Annotated in this window: 13 protein-coding genes and 2 tRNA genes; 9 read left to right on the top strand and 6 right to left on the bottom strand. The window is 72.2% G+C overall.

The genetic code is table 11. The annotated features are described in order from the left end of the window. Positions 1-159 precede the first annotated feature (159 nt). The 4 genes from WMF36_RS10805 to WMF36_RS10790 all read left to right on the top strand — a co-directional run bounded on the left by WMF36_RS10805 (position 160) and on the right by WMF36_RS10790 (position 3,512). Positions 160-1,335 carry a lipase family protein gene (locus tag WMF36_RS10805; RefSeq protein WP_437579523.1) on the top strand — a complete coding sequence of 392 codons (1,176 nt, stop codon included), beginning with the start codon at positions 160-162 and terminating at the stop codon, positions 1,333-1,335. 86 nt (positions 1,336-1,421) lie between these two features. Further along, entirely contained in the window at positions 1,422-1,922 is a 501-nt protein-coding gene (locus tag WMF36_RS10800; protein ID WP_437579522.1) for a hypothetical protein, read from the top strand. Positions 1,923-2,286: 364 nt separating this feature from the next. Continuing rightward, entirely contained in the window at positions 2,287-2,520 is a 234-nt protein-coding gene (locus WMF36_RS10795; RefSeq protein ID WP_437579521.1) for a hypothetical protein, read from the top strand. A gap of 11 nt (positions 2,521-2,531) precedes the next feature. Further along, positions 2,532-3,512, top strand: coding sequence for an aldo/keto reductase (locus WMF36_RS10790; protein ID WP_437579520.1), 981 nt, complete (start codon positions 2,532-2,534; stop codon positions 3,510-3,512). 161 nt (positions 3,513-3,673) lie between these two features. On the opposite strand, the gene WMF36_RS10785 is transcribed toward WMF36_RS10790, so the two are convergent. The 4 genes from WMF36_RS10785 to WMF36_RS10770 form a co-directional block, all read right to left on the bottom strand. After that, complete coding sequence (locus WMF36_RS10785; RefSeq protein ID WP_437579519.1) at positions 3,674-3,799, bottom strand: hypothetical protein; 126 nt, start codon at positions 3,797-3,799, stop codon at positions 3,674-3,676. Between the two features lie 683 nt (positions 3,800-4,482). Then, positions 4,483-4,555 (bottom strand) — tRNA-Arg (locus WMF36_RS10780). 162 nt (positions 4,556-4,717) lie between these two features. Next, complete coding sequence (locus WMF36_RS10775) at positions 4,718-5,728, bottom strand: hypothetical protein (RefSeq protein WP_437579518.1); 1,011 nt, start codon at positions 5,726-5,728, stop codon at positions 4,718-4,720. 250 nt (positions 5,729-5,978) lie between these two features. After that, on the bottom strand, positions 5,979-6,404 hold the full coding sequence (locus WMF36_RS10770) for a VOC family protein (protein ID WP_437579517.1): 426 nt from the start codon (positions 6,402-6,404) through the stop codon (positions 5,979-5,981). A 164-nt stretch (positions 6,405-6,568) separates the two neighbouring features. On the opposite strand from WMF36_RS10770, the gene WMF36_RS10765 reads away from it, so the two are divergent. Together WMF36_RS10765 and WMF36_RS10760 are read left to right on the top strand one after the other, a co-directional pair. After that, positions 6,569-6,642, top strand: a tRNA-Pro gene (locus WMF36_RS10765). Between the two features lie 188 nt (positions 6,643-6,830). Continuing rightward, positions 6,831-7,379, top strand: a complete 549-nt coding sequence (locus WMF36_RS10760) for a serine protease (protein WP_437579516.1) — start codon at positions 6,831-6,833, stop codon at positions 7,377-7,379. A gap of 63 nt (positions 7,380-7,442) precedes the next feature. Here the strand turns inward: WMF36_RS10760 and WMF36_RS10755 are convergent, their stop codons facing one another. Further along, on the bottom strand, positions 7,443-8,231 hold the full coding sequence (locus tag WMF36_RS10755; RefSeq protein ID WP_437579515.1) for an MXAN_2562 family outer membrane beta-barrel protein: 789 nt from the start codon (positions 8,229-8,231) through the stop codon (positions 7,443-7,445). Continuing rightward, positions 8,228-9,412, bottom strand: coding sequence for a hypothetical protein (locus WMF36_RS10750; protein ID WP_437579514.1), 1,185 nt, complete (start codon positions 9,410-9,412; stop codon positions 8,228-8,230). Before WMF36_RS10750 ends, WMF36_RS10755 begins: the two co-directional genes overlap by 4 nt. A gap of 354 nt (positions 9,413-9,766) precedes the next feature. Between WMF36_RS10750 and WMF36_RS10745 the strand changes: the two genes are divergently transcribed. The 3 genes from WMF36_RS10745 (at position 9,767) to WMF36_RS10735 (ending at position 15,801) form a co-directional block, all read left to right on the top strand. After that, complete coding sequence (locus tag WMF36_RS10745) at positions 9,767-13,342, top strand: Npt1/Npt2 family nucleotide transporter (protein WP_437579513.1); 3,576 nt, start codon at positions 9,767-9,769, stop codon at positions 13,340-13,342. A gap of 209 nt (positions 13,343-13,551) precedes the next feature. After that, positions 13,552-15,123, top strand: a complete 1,572-nt coding sequence (locus tag WMF36_RS10740) for a DUF6600 domain-containing protein (RefSeq protein WP_437579512.1) — start codon at positions 13,552-13,554, stop codon at positions 15,121-15,123. 45 nt (positions 15,124-15,168) lie between these two features. After that, positions 15,169-15,801 carry a hypothetical protein gene (locus tag WMF36_RS10735; RefSeq protein ID WP_437579511.1) on the top strand — a complete coding sequence of 211 codons (633 nt, stop codon included), beginning with the start codon at positions 15,169-15,171 and terminating at the stop codon, positions 15,799-15,801. The last annotated feature ends 25 nt before the right edge of the window (positions 15,802-15,826 follow it).

Genomic DNA, 15,826 nt, shown 5'->3' with positions numbered 1-15,826 from the left:
CTGGCCGCCCCGTGGACGAGCGGCCGTCAGGCGCGAAGCGACCGGGCCCCCCTGGCGAACCACGCCCGGCGGGAGCGCCCGGCACAGCCGCTGCTCCGCCGCTGCACGACAGCCGCGGCATCGCGGGTGCTAAGTGAACCGTGAGAGCAGAGGTGGAGCATGATCATCCAGGGTGTCCGTATTGCGAGGCCACAGCGGAGCGCGCACGAGGCTGAGTTCTCCCAGAGATCCCAGCGCCTCGAGGGCGCCTCGTCCTCCGCCGAAAGCGCCGTCTCCGAATATATGCTGAATGTGAGGGAGGGAGTACACGACCGCAACATCGCCAATTTCCTCGGTATCGCGTCGTCGTGGTCGTACTCCGACATCGACACCTTCGCCAGGCTGATGCACCGCCGCGGGATCGCGACGTACAACGAGACCGTCGGCCTCACCAACACCAACCCTGCGCTCTTCGTGGATACGACGGCGTACCTGGTCCAGAGCGCCAGCAGGAAAATCGCGATCCTCACGTTCCGCGGGACCGGGCTGCAGAATACCGTCAACTGGTTGACGGACGTGAGCGCCAGACCGGACACGTTCCTCAGCGCGGGACGCGTCCACGGCGGCTTTTACCGCGCCGCCCTGCTTCTGTGGCCGACGATCCGGTCGCTGCTGCAATCCGCCTTGAACGGCGACTCGATCTGCGAGGCTGCCATGCAGGAAAGGGCGAAGGTGCAGGACTGCCGCGGGGCGCCTCACGCTTGCGGCGAGGCCGGCCAGCCTGGCGCCCCCGGCGGGGAGGGGCCGGAGGCGCTGCGCGGCGTCGGCCCGCGGTCCTCACAGGAAGAGCGGAGCGGGTTGGACGCGCTCTACATCACCGGTCACAGCCTCGGCGGCGCGCTCGCCGTCGTCGCCGCGGCGCTCATCCACATCGATCCCGAGCTGGACGCTATCAGGCGAAAGGTGCGCGGCATCTACACGTACGGGCAACCGATGGTCGGCTTCAGCGACTTCGCCGCGCGATTCGACGAAGAATTCGGAAAGAAGCTCTTTCGGCACGTCTATGGCAAGGACATCGTGCCGTGCCTGCCGCCGCGCACGACGGGGCCGTTCGTGCACTTCGGCAGGGAATTCCAGTCGGATGAAGGGGGCTGGGTGTACCGGAGCACGTCTGCGAGCCAGGTGCGCACGTTTCTGGGCAGCACGGTAGTCGGTGTTCTGGCGTGGGTTCAGACGCAGCTGTCCGGGCTGCCGCTCCTCCAGTGGTTGCCCACGCGATACTCCTGGGGCGATCACTCGCCGCTGAACTACCTGCGCACCTCGCAGACGGTCCCGGCCGGCTCCGAGTTTGCTTGAGCAGAGCGCCTCCCCCGGGCGGCTCTTCCGCCTGAGCTCCAGAGGCAACGGGCACCACACGGCAGCGCGTCACGGAGGATGAGCTCATGAATCGACGGGTCAAACAGGGACAGGTGCTCGCGTGGCTCGGCTGCCTGGCTGCCGTGGTCCTCGTCGGGTGCCAAGGCGGCCGGACGGCGGATCCCGCGACGCCGGAGCGGGCGGAGGTGGATCGCGCGAGCATAGAACGAAGGCTCGACGAGGTATCTCCGCTGCGGGTCGCGGGCACACAGGTGACCTATGTGGAGACTTCTGACGGCGCTGCGCTCGAGTTCACGCTGCGCCGAGACGCGGAGCTGCTCCCGGGAGCGGCCTTGAGCGAGCGCGTGGCGGAGATCCGCCGGCGGGCCCAAGAGATGGCAAGTCTGCATGCTCGATCCGCGGGCCGCGATGGCGCCCATGACTGTCCGTGTAGGCTTATTTGTTGTCTGGCGTGCCCTGTAAGCAAGGTGGAGCTAATCCCCGGGGGCGCGAGGATTCGCTTCGCGCCCGACACCGCGCCGCTCCGCAAGGCGGTGGCCGAGGAGGCAGCGAGAATGGCGAGGTGACGAGAGACGGCGACGCGGCGCCCGGGCCCTGGAGGTCGTCGAGGCCGCGCACCGCGAGAGGACGGTACACGTCCGGTGCCCGGTTGAAGAAGAGAAACAGCGCTGTGCCGTCACTCCGGGAGCCACAAGCGTCGTCATCGACGCCGCCGAGCTCGCGAAGATACTTGAAGGCATCGCGCTTTCGCCTTCGAAGTTGCGGCGAGAGGTCCGGCTCGCCGAGACTGCACCGCCTCCAGCCCCCTGATCCTACTTGACGGCTCTGCCTTCTCGCGGGTAGCACCCATGGATGCATTCCCGTGAGAGGCAGTAACTTTCCTCGACAAACCCCTTCAAAACGCAGGAGCTCACGAGTACTTACCGCGCCGTGAGCAAGCCGATCGAGGAGCAGATTCGTGAGCTCAAGGACGAGCTCGCGCGCGCTGCCCACGAGCGGGACGAGCACCGCAGGCTCTACGAGCTCGCCAGCATCGAGCTGGAGCGGCTTCGCCGGCACATCTTCGGCCAGAAGGCCGAGCACGTCGACCCCGGGCAGATGCAGCTCGCCTTCGATGCGACAGGGCTGGAAGCCCTCGTTCCGAACCGTGGTAGACTGCCCTGAGGAGGATTCCGATGGAGTACGTAAAGCTGGGCCGGACCGGACTGGATGTGTCGAGGATCTGCTTGGGCTGCATGGGTTTCGGCGTTCCCCAGCCGGGATTCCACCAATGGGTCCTCAGCGAAGAAGAATCCCGGAAGGTGATACGACAGGCACTCGACCTGGGGATCAACTTTTTTGACACTGCCAACGTCTACAGCGCCGGCACCAGCGAGGAATTTGTCGGTCGGGCCCTGAAGGACTTGGCCCGCCGTGACCAGATCGTACTGGCCACCAAGGTCCACGGCCGGATGCACGAAGGCCCTAACGGCGCCGGCCTGTCCCGCAAGGCCATCCTCAGCGAGGTGGACAAGAGCCTCAAGCGGCTCGGGACCGACTACATCGATCTCTACCAGATCCACCGCTGGGACTACGGTACATCCATCGAAGAGACCATGGAAGCCCTCCACGACGTCGTGAGGGCCGGCAAGGTCCGCTATCTCGGCGCCTCGGCCATGCGGGCCTACCAGTTCCTCAAGGCGCTGAACGCCGCCGACCGCCACGGCTGGACCCGGTTCGTCTCGATGCAGAACCACCTCAACCTGATCTACCGGGAGGAGGAACGGGAGATGCTGCCCCTGTGTCAGGAGGAGGGGATCGGCGTCATCCCCTACAGCCCCCTCGCGGGCGGACGGCTGACCCGCGACTGGAGCGAGACGACCGCCCGAGAACAGAGCGACCAGGTGCTCCACCAGAAGTACGACGCGTCCGCCGAGGCCGACCGACCCATCGTCGAGCGGCTGGCCGACCTTGCCGCCCGCCGCGGTGTCCCCCGGGCGCAGATCGGCCTGGCCTGGCTTCTCCAGAAGTCCCCCGTCACGGCGCCGATCGTCGGCGCGACCAGAAGCTCCCACCTAGACGACGCCGTGGCCGCGCTATCGGTCAAGCTGAGCGCCGAGGAGGTCGCCTCCCTCGAGGAGCCCTACGTCCCCCACCGGATCGTCGGGTATCAGTGAGGGACGCCGATCAGGAGACCGCCTTCATCATCGCTCGCGCCGAGACGCGGCAGAGCGCACGGAACTTGGCGCTGGCCTGGACATCTTCGGGACCGGCTTGGACATCTTCGGGAACCGATTCTCGAGGGACGACGAAGAAGTCTCGGCGCGCGAAGAACTCCTCAGCCGTCTCGGTCAAGAGGGCCAGCGCGCAGCTTCCAGCGCGACCAGTACAGCTGATTCGGCTTGTACCCCTCCCGCCGCGCGAACTTCTCGGCGCTCAACCCGCTCCGCTCCCATCGCTCCACCCGGTCGGCTCACTCCACCTTCGCCTCGTCGCCATCGCTTTCTCCTTCGTCGCGAGGGGGACAGGTAACCGGCGCCACGCGGACGGTCGCGATGCCCTTGGCCGGGCGGTTACGAGCAGGCGGCACAGGGACGCATGGCAACGGTTCGGCTCCAGACGCCGAGCCGGCCACCACGGGCGTGGTGACCGACCTGCTGTTCGCCTCCTCGGGCAGGAAGTGCTGACCGCCTGACTGGCAGCGCGCTGGATCAGCGGGTGAGGTCGCGCGCTATCACCGGCCAGAGTTGAAACTCAAACCGGAGCCTCTCGAGAGCCGCCGGCCAGAGTTGAAACTCAAACCGGAGCCTCTCGAGAGCCGCCCAATTGAATTATTCCAGCACCACGGCAGCGCCCTCCCGGTGCGGCCAGCCCCGTCCCCGAGTTGCACCACGGTTCCCGCCAGCCGCGCAGGCACGGATCTCCAACCCCAGCGCGCATCCTCGCTCGCGGCCGGCTGGCGCGTTCGTTCGTGGTCCCTCCGGCAGTCCACGAAGCTCCGGCTACCGCGCGCTGACCGCCACCTCGCCGCGTCGGCGCTGCTCGCTGCGGTCCGCGACACGCACCAGGCGATCGAGGCCGCGGAGCCACCTGCCCGCAGCCTGCTCGGCCATCTGGTGCGGAGCCAAAATCCCTCGGGATTTCGAGCACCCCCGGCAAGAATTGAACTTGCGACCTTCGGTTTAGGAAACCGCTGCTCTATCCACTGAGCTACGGGGGCAGGGGCAACAGCCGCTACGGGGGCCGGACCCTCGCACACCTCGCCTCACGCATCAAGCCCGATCCCCGGCCACGTCTCGTTCAGCCCGCTCTCCCGCCTCCGCTCCTCCCGCTCCGCTCTCCCCCTCCGCCGCCCCGCCTTCCCGCCCTCCCGCCTCCTCGATCACGTCCACGGCCCGCCCCAGAGCGCCGCCCCGATCGCCAGCGCGATCCCACCCCGCGCCAGTCCTGCCCGCAGCGCCCCCGCGGCGCGCTCTCGGCTCCCCCGCACCACCCGGGCGATCTGCGGCGCCCCCCGGTAGGCGTGGGTCGGCCGCACCACCTCGACCTGCACCTCGTCCCCGAGGCCGAGGTCGATCTTCTCCCCCCTCGCCTCCATCATCGCCGCCCCCTCGACCTCGTCCACCCCGCCGTCTCCCGCCTCCCCCGCCCCCATCTGCCGCCGCGGCAGCGTCAGCACCTTCGCCAGGGCCACCGCGTCGACCACGAACAGCGCCCCCACCACGGCGATCCCCAGCGCCGCCACGAAGCGCCCCACCTCGGGCGCCGCCGGCCTCTCGAAGAGCACCGGCGTCATCAGCACGGCCACCGCGATCACCGCCGCCGTCGCGGACCACACCGCGCGCCGATCGGCCCGCGCCACGATCGAGCCTGCTCGCGCCCTCCCGACGCGGTTCGCTGCGAGCAGCACCACCGCGAGCGCCGGAACGAACGGCAGCGAGCACACCGCACCGAACGGCGCACCGAGGATCATCCCTGCCGGCCCCAGCACGAGCCCGACGGTCATGCCGTTCACGACGCCGGCCACCACGATGGCCCACAGCACGAGCAGGCTCGCCACGATCGGCCCCCGCCGGGTCCACCGTCCCGGGCCGTCCGCCCAACCCGGGCCGTTCGCCCAACCCGGGCCATTCGCCCATCCCGGGCCATTCGCCCATCCCGGGCCATTTGCCCATCCCGGGCCGTCGGCCCCTACCGCGCCGCCGCTCCCCGCGCCGCCGATCCGCCCCGTCAGGTAGTGGCCCAGCAGCCCCGCGACGACCGGCGTCACGCCCGCGAGCAACCAATGGAACGAGCGGTCCGGCAGAAGGAACCTGTCAGCCGTGAGCCAGCCTCCCACAAGCCCGATCGCCCCGAAGGGGAGCGCGAGCGACACAGGAACATCAGGCGACACGGAATCGGACGTTGAACGCGGCATCTTGAAACCTCCGGCTCGATCGTTCCCCTTCGACGCGCTTGCCCTCGAGCAGCTTCCAGCAGCCTGGCTCGCCGCCCGATCTTCCACCTTCCCATCACGGCGCTCCACACGCACTGCACATGCGGGCCCCGCCGCCCGCTCCGCATGAGCCCGCAGGCCTCGCCGCCCGCTCCGCATGAGCCCGCGGGCCCGGCGCGCCGGCCCTCCCCTCCGCTCCGGCACGCCATCAGCCCGCTCCCACCTGCGGCCCCTGCGGGTGCGGGTAGTGGCTGAGCGCCACGAGGTTCCCCTCGGGATCGCGCGCGTACATCGTGTAGGCGCTCTCCCGCTCGACGGCCACGCCCCCCGCGGTCAGCCGGCGGCGCCACGCCTCCCGCTCGGACGGGGCGATCCCCAGGGCGACGCAGTGCCAGCCCGGCGCCTCGTCCGAACGCGTCGGCCCGGCGGCCGCGGCCCGCTCCACGGCCAGAAAAGCGCCGCCCCCGAGCCCGAGCCACACCGACCGCGGCGCCCCGGCCTCGTCCGTCCAGCGCCGCACCACCGGCAGCCCGAGGACGCCCGCGTAGAACACCTCGGCCCGCTCCAGGTCGCGCACGACCACGGCCAGGTGATGGACCGACAGCGACGACAGCGATGGCAGCCTCTCGCTCATGCGGCGCCCTCATTCCAGCGCCTTTCGCGCGGTACCGCACCTGAAAAACCGCACGAAAGCCGCGCGTCCCGCGCCTCGCCGGCCACGAGCGCCCGACCGCCGCAGCGAGCCGTCTTGCCCAGGCAGGACACCTCGTCTATGGTCCCGCTCGCGGACGCTCCGCCCGGGGAGTCGCACAGTCCGGTAGTGCACGAGCTTTGGGTGCTCGTTGTCGCGGGTTCAAATCCCGCCTCCCCGACCCTCTCCGACGATCTCCGTCCCCCCCTCGCGAGCCCGACGTGCCCCGGCCAGGCCGCTCCCCTGGTCTGCCGCTCGCCTCCCATCGCCCTCGCCGCGCCTGCAGCTTACTTGGCCCCCCGGGGTCCCCCGCGCATAGTCCCGCCGATGTCGACGCGCGGAAGGCTCATGCTCGGCGCATGTCTCTCCTTGTCCGTCCTCGCTGGGTGCGGCGGGCAGCAGGCGGCCGCTCCGGCGGCGGCTCCGGCGCCGCGAACGACGGGCGCGGCCCCGGCCAAGCAGGCGGCGCCCGCCGGGCAGCTCGCCCGCGCCGACGTCGACCGGGTGCTGCTGCAGGGGCCGCCCTGGATCCTGCGGCGCGTCCCGGTCGAGGAGGTCGTCCGGGCCGGCGCGTTCATCGGCTGGAAGATCCTCGCGCTGCCCGCGGACTGGAGCAACGTCGAGCTCAAGCCCGGCGACGTCGTCACCCAGGTGAACGGCAAGGCGCTGGAGCGCCCGGACGACCTGTTCGCGGCCTACCGCGCCCTGGCCAGCGCGAGCGAGCTCAAGATCGCCTACGAGCGCGAGGGCACCGCGCGCGAGCTCGCCATGCCCATCTTCGGACCGCCTTCTCCGGAGACCGTCAAGACCTTCGAGAGCGACAGCCCCCCGCGCCGCCCGACAACGAGTCGGCCGCGGGGAACGACGGTCATCGAGGAGGACGACGGCGCCGCCCCGCTCGAAGACGGCGCACCGTGAGCGAGCCACCGTGAGCGGGCGCCCGGCGCCGCGCTCTCCCGCGCCGGCGACGGGAGCGGCGTCTCACATGTCGAGGGCCAGCCCCAGGATCCACGTCGAGGTGCCGACGTGCATCTGCGGGCTCGAGCCGAGCCCGTCGAGGTTCGCGTACATCCACTCGCCGAAAAGGTAGGTGTGGTTGATGCCCGTCGTCACGTCGAGCTGGGACGACGAGCGGCGGTCCATCCAGTTGAGCGCGAGCATCGCGCCGAGCGCGAGGTGCGTGCCCCAGCTGATGCCCTCGCCCCGGACGCCATCGACCTCCGCCGTGCCAGGGCCCGACGACGTGTACCAGAGGCCCATGCCGAGGCCCGCCTTCGCATAGGGCACGATCGGAACGCCCGTCTTGCGCATCAGCTCGTCGGCGCGGAGAACGGCCGAAAGGTGCATCGGCATGATGGTGAACGACGTCTCCTCCGCCTCGGCCCTCGTGTCGGTGCCCGCCTGGAACGCCTTCGCCGACGCCGACGTGTACCCCCAGCCGAACCCCGGGCCGATCACACCGACGTACGGGATCCGCAGCGGCAGCCAGTCGAGCTCCATCCCGAAATAGAACTGCGAGCCGTCGCCGAAGGTCCCCTCGAAGGGGCCCGCGCCGGAGAGCTCCTCGTCGACCTCCGGAGAGTACGGGGCAAAGCGGAGCTCGAACGCGAAGCTCTGCGGCGAGCCATAGCGCTCCTCCCGCTGGATCCTCGACCGATCGTGCTGCCGCCAGTCGCTCCGGGTCGACTGTGCGCCGGCCGCGGAGACGACGAGGAGCGCCGCGCTGCCGGCGAGGCACGCAGCCGCCAGATGACGGAGATGACAGTTCATTCGCTCTCCTGCGTGATGGAACGCGCGCGCCGCCGACGGCTCCTGCGCCACAAACCGAGCGCCGCGCCGGCCACGACCGCGCCGAGCGGCACCGAGCCCCACCGGGCCGCCCCGACCGGCCCCTCGACGCTGCAGAAGCCCCCACCCGCTTGCCCACCGGCCTCCCGGTACTTCTCGAAGAACCCGTCGACGTCGACCGGTGTCGCACAGGACAGCTCCGACAGCGGTCCGGCATTGCCCACGAGGTCATAGGCCGCGACGCCGACGACGTACGACTTGCCGTTATCGAGGTTCACCGCCTCGCCACGGTTGGCCCGCCCCACCTTGCCGCATCGCTTTGCGGTGTCCGGGACCTCGCCCGGGACCAGGCTCGCCCCCTGGCATCCGGAGCTGCCGTCTCCCGCCGCTCCGCCCCCGCTCTCTCCGCCGGCCGCCCCGGCGCCGCCGTCGCCTCCGCCGGTCGCCCCGGCGCCGCCATCGCCCCCCGCCCCGCTCGCGTCGGCAGAGGACTGCCCCTCCCCCTCGCAGTAGAGATAGTAGCCCTCCACGTCCTCGTCCTCGTTCTGCTTGAAGTCGACGAGGAGACGACCCTCGCCGGGGTGCGCCTCGACGTCCGTCGGCGGGATCGGGCCCTGGAGATCCATCTTGGTGGTCTCCCACTTCGCGTGATCCGGCCCGTCCTGGTCCAGCGACTCGAACCGCATGAAGTACATGGCGATCGGCACCGCGCCGGTGCTGGTCCTCGTGCTCTCGCACTCCTCGGCGCCGAGCGCCTCCGCGATCGCCCTCGCCGACAGCGTGATCTCCATCGTGTCATCCAGGTTGGACTCGGCCCAGACCGGCCGGCATCGCGTGCCCGTATCGCGGTTCGAGTAGAGCGTGCAGTCCTGCGACTCGCTGATCCAGACGGCGAGCGTCTGGCTGGCCGAGAAGCCGCTCAGCGTGACCGTGAAGTGCAGATCGTTGTCCGTCAGGCAGTCCTCGCGGCTGATCCACAGCGGGTTCTCCGAGCTGTCGCGCTCGATCCCGGTGCGGTCCACGTCGGCGCTGATGGTCACCGTCGCATCGGCCCGGCGCGCGCCTCCGGCGAGCGCCGCCGCCGCGAGCGCCGCCGCACACAGCCGGGGGAGGTGCCGCCGCCCTCGCGGCCGGGGCCGCACGAGATACCTTGTCGTGTCCATGGGCGCGTCCTTTCAGCACAGCTCGTACCACGCCGCAAATGCCCCGCACAGCCCCCGGAGCCGCGGCGAAACCGGCGCCTCTGCCCCAGTCGGAGCCGCGTTCGAGGCCCGCCTCCGGCGCTCCCGGAAGCACCGGGGGCGCCCGCAGATGCCCGCGCCGCAGGCGCACGCGGAGCCCACGTCGGAGACGCGCGAAATGACGAGCTGGCCCTCCTCGCTGTCCGTTCCTGACAAGTTGGCAGCGGCGCCGCGGCGCGCCGGGGCGAGCGGACCGGCGCGCCGCGCCGCGCCGCCGGACGCGCCGCGTGGCATGCAGCACGCGCGCCTCGCGAGAGCTCGGCTAGTTTGAGGCAAGTGGATCCGACCGACACCGCCCCCCGGGAGCCGAGCGCGAAGGAGCGCGCCGCCGCTCCGGAGATGACGCGCACCGGACAGCTCAGCGCGCGCCCGGACGGCGCACCTGCGCCCGGGTCCGTCCCGTCGGTGCGCCCGACCTCGAACCGGCCCAGCCGGCTGCATCCGACCGGCGCCGCGCCGGACACCGACACCGCCGTCCTCGGCGTCACCCTCACCCGCGTCGAGCTGCACCGGACCGCGCTGCTCTTTTGCCTGCTCTTCCTCGCCGCCCTCATCTTCGTGGTCGGCCGCTCGGCGCGCGACGCGCTCTTCCTCACCAGGTTCCCGGTCACCTGGATCGCGCCGATGTGGATCGTATACGGCGCCGCCTCCGCGGTCGCCGCGCTCGCCTACGACCGCATCGCCCGCCGCCTGCCGCGCGCCCGCCTGTGCGTCGCCTTCGCCCTGTTCGGCGCGGCCACGTTCGCGCTGCTGCGCGTCTTCATCGGCCAGGAGGTGCGCGCCGCCTACCTCGTCTTCTACATCTGGTCCGAGATCATCGCGAACTTCACCGCCGTCCTCGTCTGGGCCGTCGCCCAGGACCTGCACGACCCGCGCAGCGCCAAGCGCCTCTTCGGCCTGATCGGCAGCGGGCGCGTCGTCGGCACCGTCGTCTGCGGCTTCGCGACCGGCGGCATCGTCACGTGGATCGGCACCGAGAACCTGATCTTCGTGCTCATCGCCGCGCTCCTCGGCATGGCCTCGCTCACCACGGCGCTCGCGCGGCGGCACCCCCTGGAGCGGCCCCCGTCCGTCGACGAGGAGCTCATCCAGGCCCACCTCCCCCGCATGGACGTGTGGCGATCGCGCTACGCCCTCACCGTCGCGCTCGTCACCCTCCTCCTCTTCACCGTCCTCACGATCGGCGACTACCAGTTCAAGGCGATCGCCCTCACCGCCTACCCCGGCCGCGACGAGCTCGCACGGTTCATGGGGTTCCTCTACGGCGCCGTCGGCGTGCTCGGCCTGCTCATGCAGCTCGTGGCGACGCCCAGGGTCCTCCGGCGCCACGGCGTGCTCGGCGGGCTGCTCGCCATGCCGGCCGCGTTCACCGCCAGCACCGTCGCGCTGATCGCGAGCCCCTCCCTCGCCTTCGGCTCCATCCTCAAGCTGAGCGACAACGCGCTCCAGTTCACGATCCACGACGCGACGATGCAGCTGCTCTTCTTCCCGTTCCCGCCGGCGCTCCGGGAGCGGGTGCGGACGCTCGTCTCCGTGATCGCCAAGCCCCTCGGCTACGGCCTCGGCGCGCTGATCCTGCTCGCCGTCGCGCCCACCGCCGCGACAGGCCCCGCGCTCGTCGAGGAGGCCGCGCTCCTCGGCCTCTACTCCCTGCCGCTCTGCGTCGCCATCATGGCCCTCCTCCCGCTCGTGCGGCGCGGCTACTTCGACGCCATGCGCCGCACCTTGATGCGCCGCCAGATCGCGCCGGACAGCGTCGTCTACGGGCCCCAGACGCGCGCGGTCCTCAAGGAGGCGCTCTACAGCCGCGCCGTGACGCAGGTGCTGTTCGCCGTCGACCAGCTCCGGCAGCTCGACCCCACCGTCGTGCGCGAGGCCGTGCCCGCGCTCGCGCGCCACGGCTCGGCCAGGGTGCGCGCGCTCGCGGTGCGCCTCGGGGCCGAGCTCGCGCACGACGCGGGCGCCGAGATCGCGCGCGCGGCGATCCGCGACAGGAACACCACGGTCCGCGTCGCCGCCGTCGACGCGCTCGCCGCGCAGCTGCGGGAGGACGCCCACGACGAGCTGCTCGCGCTCGCGCGGGAGAGCGGCGCGCCCCGGCGCGCCTCCGCGGGCGCGCACGGCGACGAGGAGCTCCGGGCCGCCGCGATCGCCGCGCTCCTGCGCTACTGCGGCCTCGACGGCATGCTCGAGGGCGCGCCGCGGCTGCGCGCCCTGCTCGACAGCCCCTCCCCCCGCGACCGCCTCGCCGCCGCCCGCATCCTCGGCCTGGTCGGCCACGCGTCGCTCCAGCGCGCGCTCGCGCGGCTCATCGCCGACCCCGACCCCGCGGTGCGCCGCGCGGCCGTGCGGTCCTCGTCGAGCGTCGCCGATCCGCGCCTGCTCCCCCTGCTCGCCGACGCGCTCGCCGAGCGCGCCCTCGCGCCGGCCGCGGCCCGGGCCATCGAGGCGCTCGGTGACGACGCCATTGCCGAGCTCGCGGCGCGCCTCGGCGACGACGGCACCCCGCGCGCCGCGCGGCTCGCGATCCCGCGGGTGCTCGCGCGGCTCTCCAGCCACGACGCCCTCGACGCGCTGCTCGCCCAGATCGACCACCCGAACGAGGCCCTCCGCCAGAAGGTGCTCGCGTCGGCCTCGCGCCTGCGCCTCGCGCTGCGCGCGCCGCCGGTGCCCCTCCGGACCATCCGCGCCTGCATCGACGACGAGACGGTCGAGCACGTGCGCATGCGCGAGGCGTACATCGCGGTGCGCCCCCGCGTCGCGGGCCCGCTGCTCGATCAGCACCTGCTCCGCCGGCTGCGGAAGGGGCTCATCCGCGTGCTCCGGCTGTGCGAGCTCGCCTACCCGCGCGAGGTCGTCGCCCTGGTGCGCACCCACGTCTTCGGCCCCGATCCCGCGCTGCGGGCCAACGCCTTCGAGGTGCTGGAGTCGCTCCTCGACCGCCGGCTGCGCGAGCGCCTCGTCTCCCTCGTCGAGCGCCTGCTCGAGCTCTCGGTCGCGTTCCCCCGGAGGCCCATGCCGCCGGAGGCCGGCACCGTCGCCTGGGTCCGCTGCGAGCTCGCGCGCGGCGAGCCCTACAGCGCCGCGCTCGCGCTCGACGCCGTCGCCCGGAACGCCATCGCCGGCGCGGCCGGAGACGCGCTCGCCGCGACCCACGACCCCGACCCGCTCGTCCGCGAGGCCGCCGCCATCGCGATCGCCGTCACGTCGCCGCCCGGCGCCCGCGAGCGCCTTGTCGCGCTGCGGGCCGATGACGACCCCGCCGTGGCCCGTTACGCACGATACTGGGCGGTCACCGGCGGCACCGGTATCGAGCCCCAGGACGAGATGTACACAACCATCGAGAAGGTCCTTTTCCTCCAGCGTGTCCCGCTTTTCTCCCGCGTGGCCGGCGACGATCTCGTGGCGCTGGCGCGCGGCTCGCTCGTGGTCTCGCTGGTCCGGGGCGACGTCATCTTCCGCCAGGGCGAGCCGGGCGGCGCGCTCTACTCGATCATCTCGGGCGAGGTGAGCCTCACCCTGGACAGCCGCGAGATCGCGCGCCTCGGCGCGAACGACGTCTTCGGCGAGATGTCGCTGTTCGACAGCGAGCCGCGGGGCTCGACCGCCGTGGTCACCGAGGACGCGGAGCTGCTCCGGGTCTCCGCCGAGGATTTCCACGAGGCGGTGCGGGAGACGGCCGAGATCGCCGACGCCGTGATCCGGGTGCTGAACCGGCGCCTGCGCGAGGCCGACCGCAAGCTGGCCGACGCGCACGCGCGGCTGTCGCTCCTGCCGAAGGCGCTGCCCGCGCGAGAGCCTCCGCCCTCGGGCGAGGCGGCGCCGGCGCTCGACGACAGCGATCTCGAGTGAGGCAGCGGACGCGATGGCGCGCCGCGCGCGACCCCCTGTGGTGTGGCGCGCCGCGCCGCGCCGCGTGGAACGAACGCCGGCGCCGAGCTCCGGAACGAGGCTTGCACGGCGCAGTGATTGTTCCCGCGCGGGAGGACGTCTGAAGAGGTCCGAGGACGCCCGAGGCCAGCCCGACCTCTGCCTGGCATCCCCTTCGAGAAGGACCCATCATGCACCCGATGCCTCTCCCCCCGTCCGCTTCCCCTACGCGCCCTGCGCCTGCGGCGTCGGGCATCTTCAGGGCCCGGCTCCGCCGGCTCGGAGGCGCGCTGCCGCTGCTCGCCACGCTGCTCGTCGCGCTGATCGCCGCGCCGTCGAGCGCCGCCGCCCAGGGCCTGCCGCAGGGCTACACGACCGACGAGCCCGCCGCCGCCGGTGAGACCGCGCCTTCACAGCCCGTCGAGACCCAGCCGGTCCAGGCCGAGGTCGGCGTGAGCGCAGAGATCGCGGTGGACGCATACGAGGACACCGACCCGAGCGTCCTTGTCGAGTTCCAGGAGCCGCTCGCCCCGTACGGCACCTGGGTCGACGACCCGAGCTACGGCAGGGTCTGGGTGCCTTCCGCGGTCGTGGTCGGCCCGGATTTCGCGCCCTACCAGACCGCGGGTCGCTGGGAGCTGACCGACGACGGCGAGTGGATGTGGGTCAGCGACTATGCGTGGGGTCACATCCCCTTCCACTACGGCCGCTGGGTCTGGATCTCCGCCCACGGCTGGTCGTGGATCCCGGGGCGCGTCTACGCCCCGGCGTGGGTGGTCTGGCGCGTCGGCGACTACGGCTACGTCGGCTGGGCTCCGATGCCGCCCACGTATTACTGGAGCAGCGGCGTCGCGCTGTCGCTGTGGACCGTGCCCCCGGCGGCGTACGTCTTCTGCCCGACGACGCACGTGTTCCACCACCACGTCCACCGGCACGTCGTCCGCGATCGCGAGATCGTCCGGCGCATCGCCGCGCACTCGCACACCTACAGGCCGGCGCGGCCGACCGTGAGCCGGACCGGGCGCGACGGCGTCCGCCCGGACGGCAGGCGGGGTGCGGGGCACTCGAGCCCGTCCCACGGGATCCGCCCTGGCAGCTATCGCCCGGCGTCGCCCTCGCTCGCCGAGGCCGGCGTCCCCTCGTCGTCCGCGCCGAGGCACCGCGCCAAGGCGGATCCTCGCGCCCTCGCCTATGCGCGCAAGAGCGCGGCGCCGAGCGCGCGCCTCGCGCCCCCGCCGTCGCGCCGCCCCCTCCTGGCGCCCTCTGCGCCGGCGGGCGACCGGCGCGCGGCGCCCTCGCTGCGCACCCCGAGGGCGCACGACGGCGGCGCTCCGGCCCCCGTCGCCAGGCCCGGCTTTCGGCCGCGGGGCTTCTCCGATGGAGGCGCCCTGCCCCGCGCCGGCGCGAGCGCGCCGCAGCGCGCGTCGCGGGCGACCGTCGCGCCCCCGTCGCCCGCCCCCGCCGCAGTGCCGCGGGGGGTCCCGGCGCCGCGCGTCCACACCGCGCCGCCCGCGCCGCGCGTCCACACCGCGCCGCCCGCGCCGCGCGTCGACACCACGCCGTCCACGCCGCGCGCCGTCCCGCACCGGTCGGCGCCGGCGCAACGGCCGCAGGTGATTCCGGCGCCGCAGCAGAGCGCGCCGGCTGCCAAGCCGCGCGCCTTCCCGAGCGCGCCGTCGTCCCCGCGCCCCAGGATCCACATCCCGTCGGGCCCGGCCCCGGGCAGGGCGGCGCCGGCGCCGTCTCGCCCGCGGTCGAGGTAGCGCTTGGTCCACGTCTTGCGATGTCCACGGGCAGGAGCAGATCCGATGACGTTTTTCGCTGACTTCGTGAAGCATCGTTCACTGGGGCTGTGGTCGTTCCTTCTCGTCGCCACGCCCCTCGCGTCGGCCGGCTGCATCGTCGTCGACGAGGACGGCCGCCACGACGACCACCACCAGCACGACGACTGGGACGATGAGGACGACGAGGACAACAATGCCCCTCCGCCGCCCACGGACGAGCCGAGGCTCGTGGCCATCGACACGGACGCCGTCCTGAGCAGCGAGCCGGGCGAGGGCGTCGGCATCTTCGTCGAGTACGCGGCCGGCGGGACGTGGAAGCTCTGGACGACCTGCGACACAAACAGCTCCAAGGTCGTCTGCAGCTTCGACCTCTACGCCTCGGTGGACACGTCGTCCGAGCTGTTCGACATCGTGGGGACCGACCTCGAGAAGACGGACGCGACGCGCCTCGTCGACGAGGGCATCGCGTACCTCCACGCCGAGACCGGCTCGGACATCGACGCGATGACGTTCACCACGACCGAGGGCGCCATCGTCCGGCTGGAGGCCTACCTCGACGGCGCTCAGGAGCCTCGTTACGTCTACTGGTTCGGCGACGGCATCCTGCACGAGGGCGCGCCGAGCAACCCGCTCGACTTCGAGCCGACCTCGCCCTGAGGGCGCTGCGACGGCGGCCGCTCCT

This window comes from Sorangium sp. So ce887, assembly GCF_051521455.1.
GTDB lineage: Bacteria > Myxococcota_A > Polyangia > Polyangiales > Polyangiaceae > Sorangium.
The sequence above is the reverse complement of the archived record's forward strand: the minus strand, read 5'-3'. Positions and strand labels throughout refer to the sequence as shown.

What these genes read in the sequence shown, in the direction of transcription:
- WMF36_RS10800 (WP_437579522.1), top strand. Translation starts at nt 1,422, where the DNA reads ATGAATCGACGGGTCAAACAGGGACAGGTGCTCGCGTGGCTCGGCTGC.
- WMF36_RS10735 (WP_437579511.1), top strand. Translation starts at nt 15,169, where the DNA reads ATGACGTTTTTCGCTGACTTCGTGAAGCATCGTTCACTGGGGCTGTGG.
- WMF36_RS10755 (WP_437579515.1), bottom strand. Translation starts at nt 8,231, where the DNA reads ATGAACTGTCATCTCCGTCATCTGGCGGCTGCGTGCCTCGCCGGCAGC.
- WMF36_RS10770 (WP_437579517.1), bottom strand. Translation starts at nt 6,404, where the DNA reads ATGAGCGAGAGGCTGCCATCGCTGTCGTCGCTGTCGGTCCATCACCTG.
- WMF36_RS10750 (WP_437579514.1), bottom strand. Translation starts at nt 9,412, where the DNA reads ATGGACACGACAAGGTATCTCGTGCGGCCCCGGCCGCGAGGGCGGCGG.
- WMF36_RS10805 (WP_437579523.1), top strand. Translation starts at nt 160, where the DNA reads ATGATCATCCAGGGTGTCCGTATTGCGAGGCCACAGCGGAGCGCGCAC.
- WMF36_RS10790 (WP_437579520.1), top strand. Translation starts at nt 2,532, where the DNA reads ATGGAGTACGTAAAGCTGGGCCGGACCGGACTGGATGTGTCGAGGATC.
- WMF36_RS10740 (WP_437579512.1), top strand. Translation starts at nt 13,552, where the DNA reads ATGCACCCGATGCCTCTCCCCCCGTCCGCTTCCCCTACGCGCCCTGCG.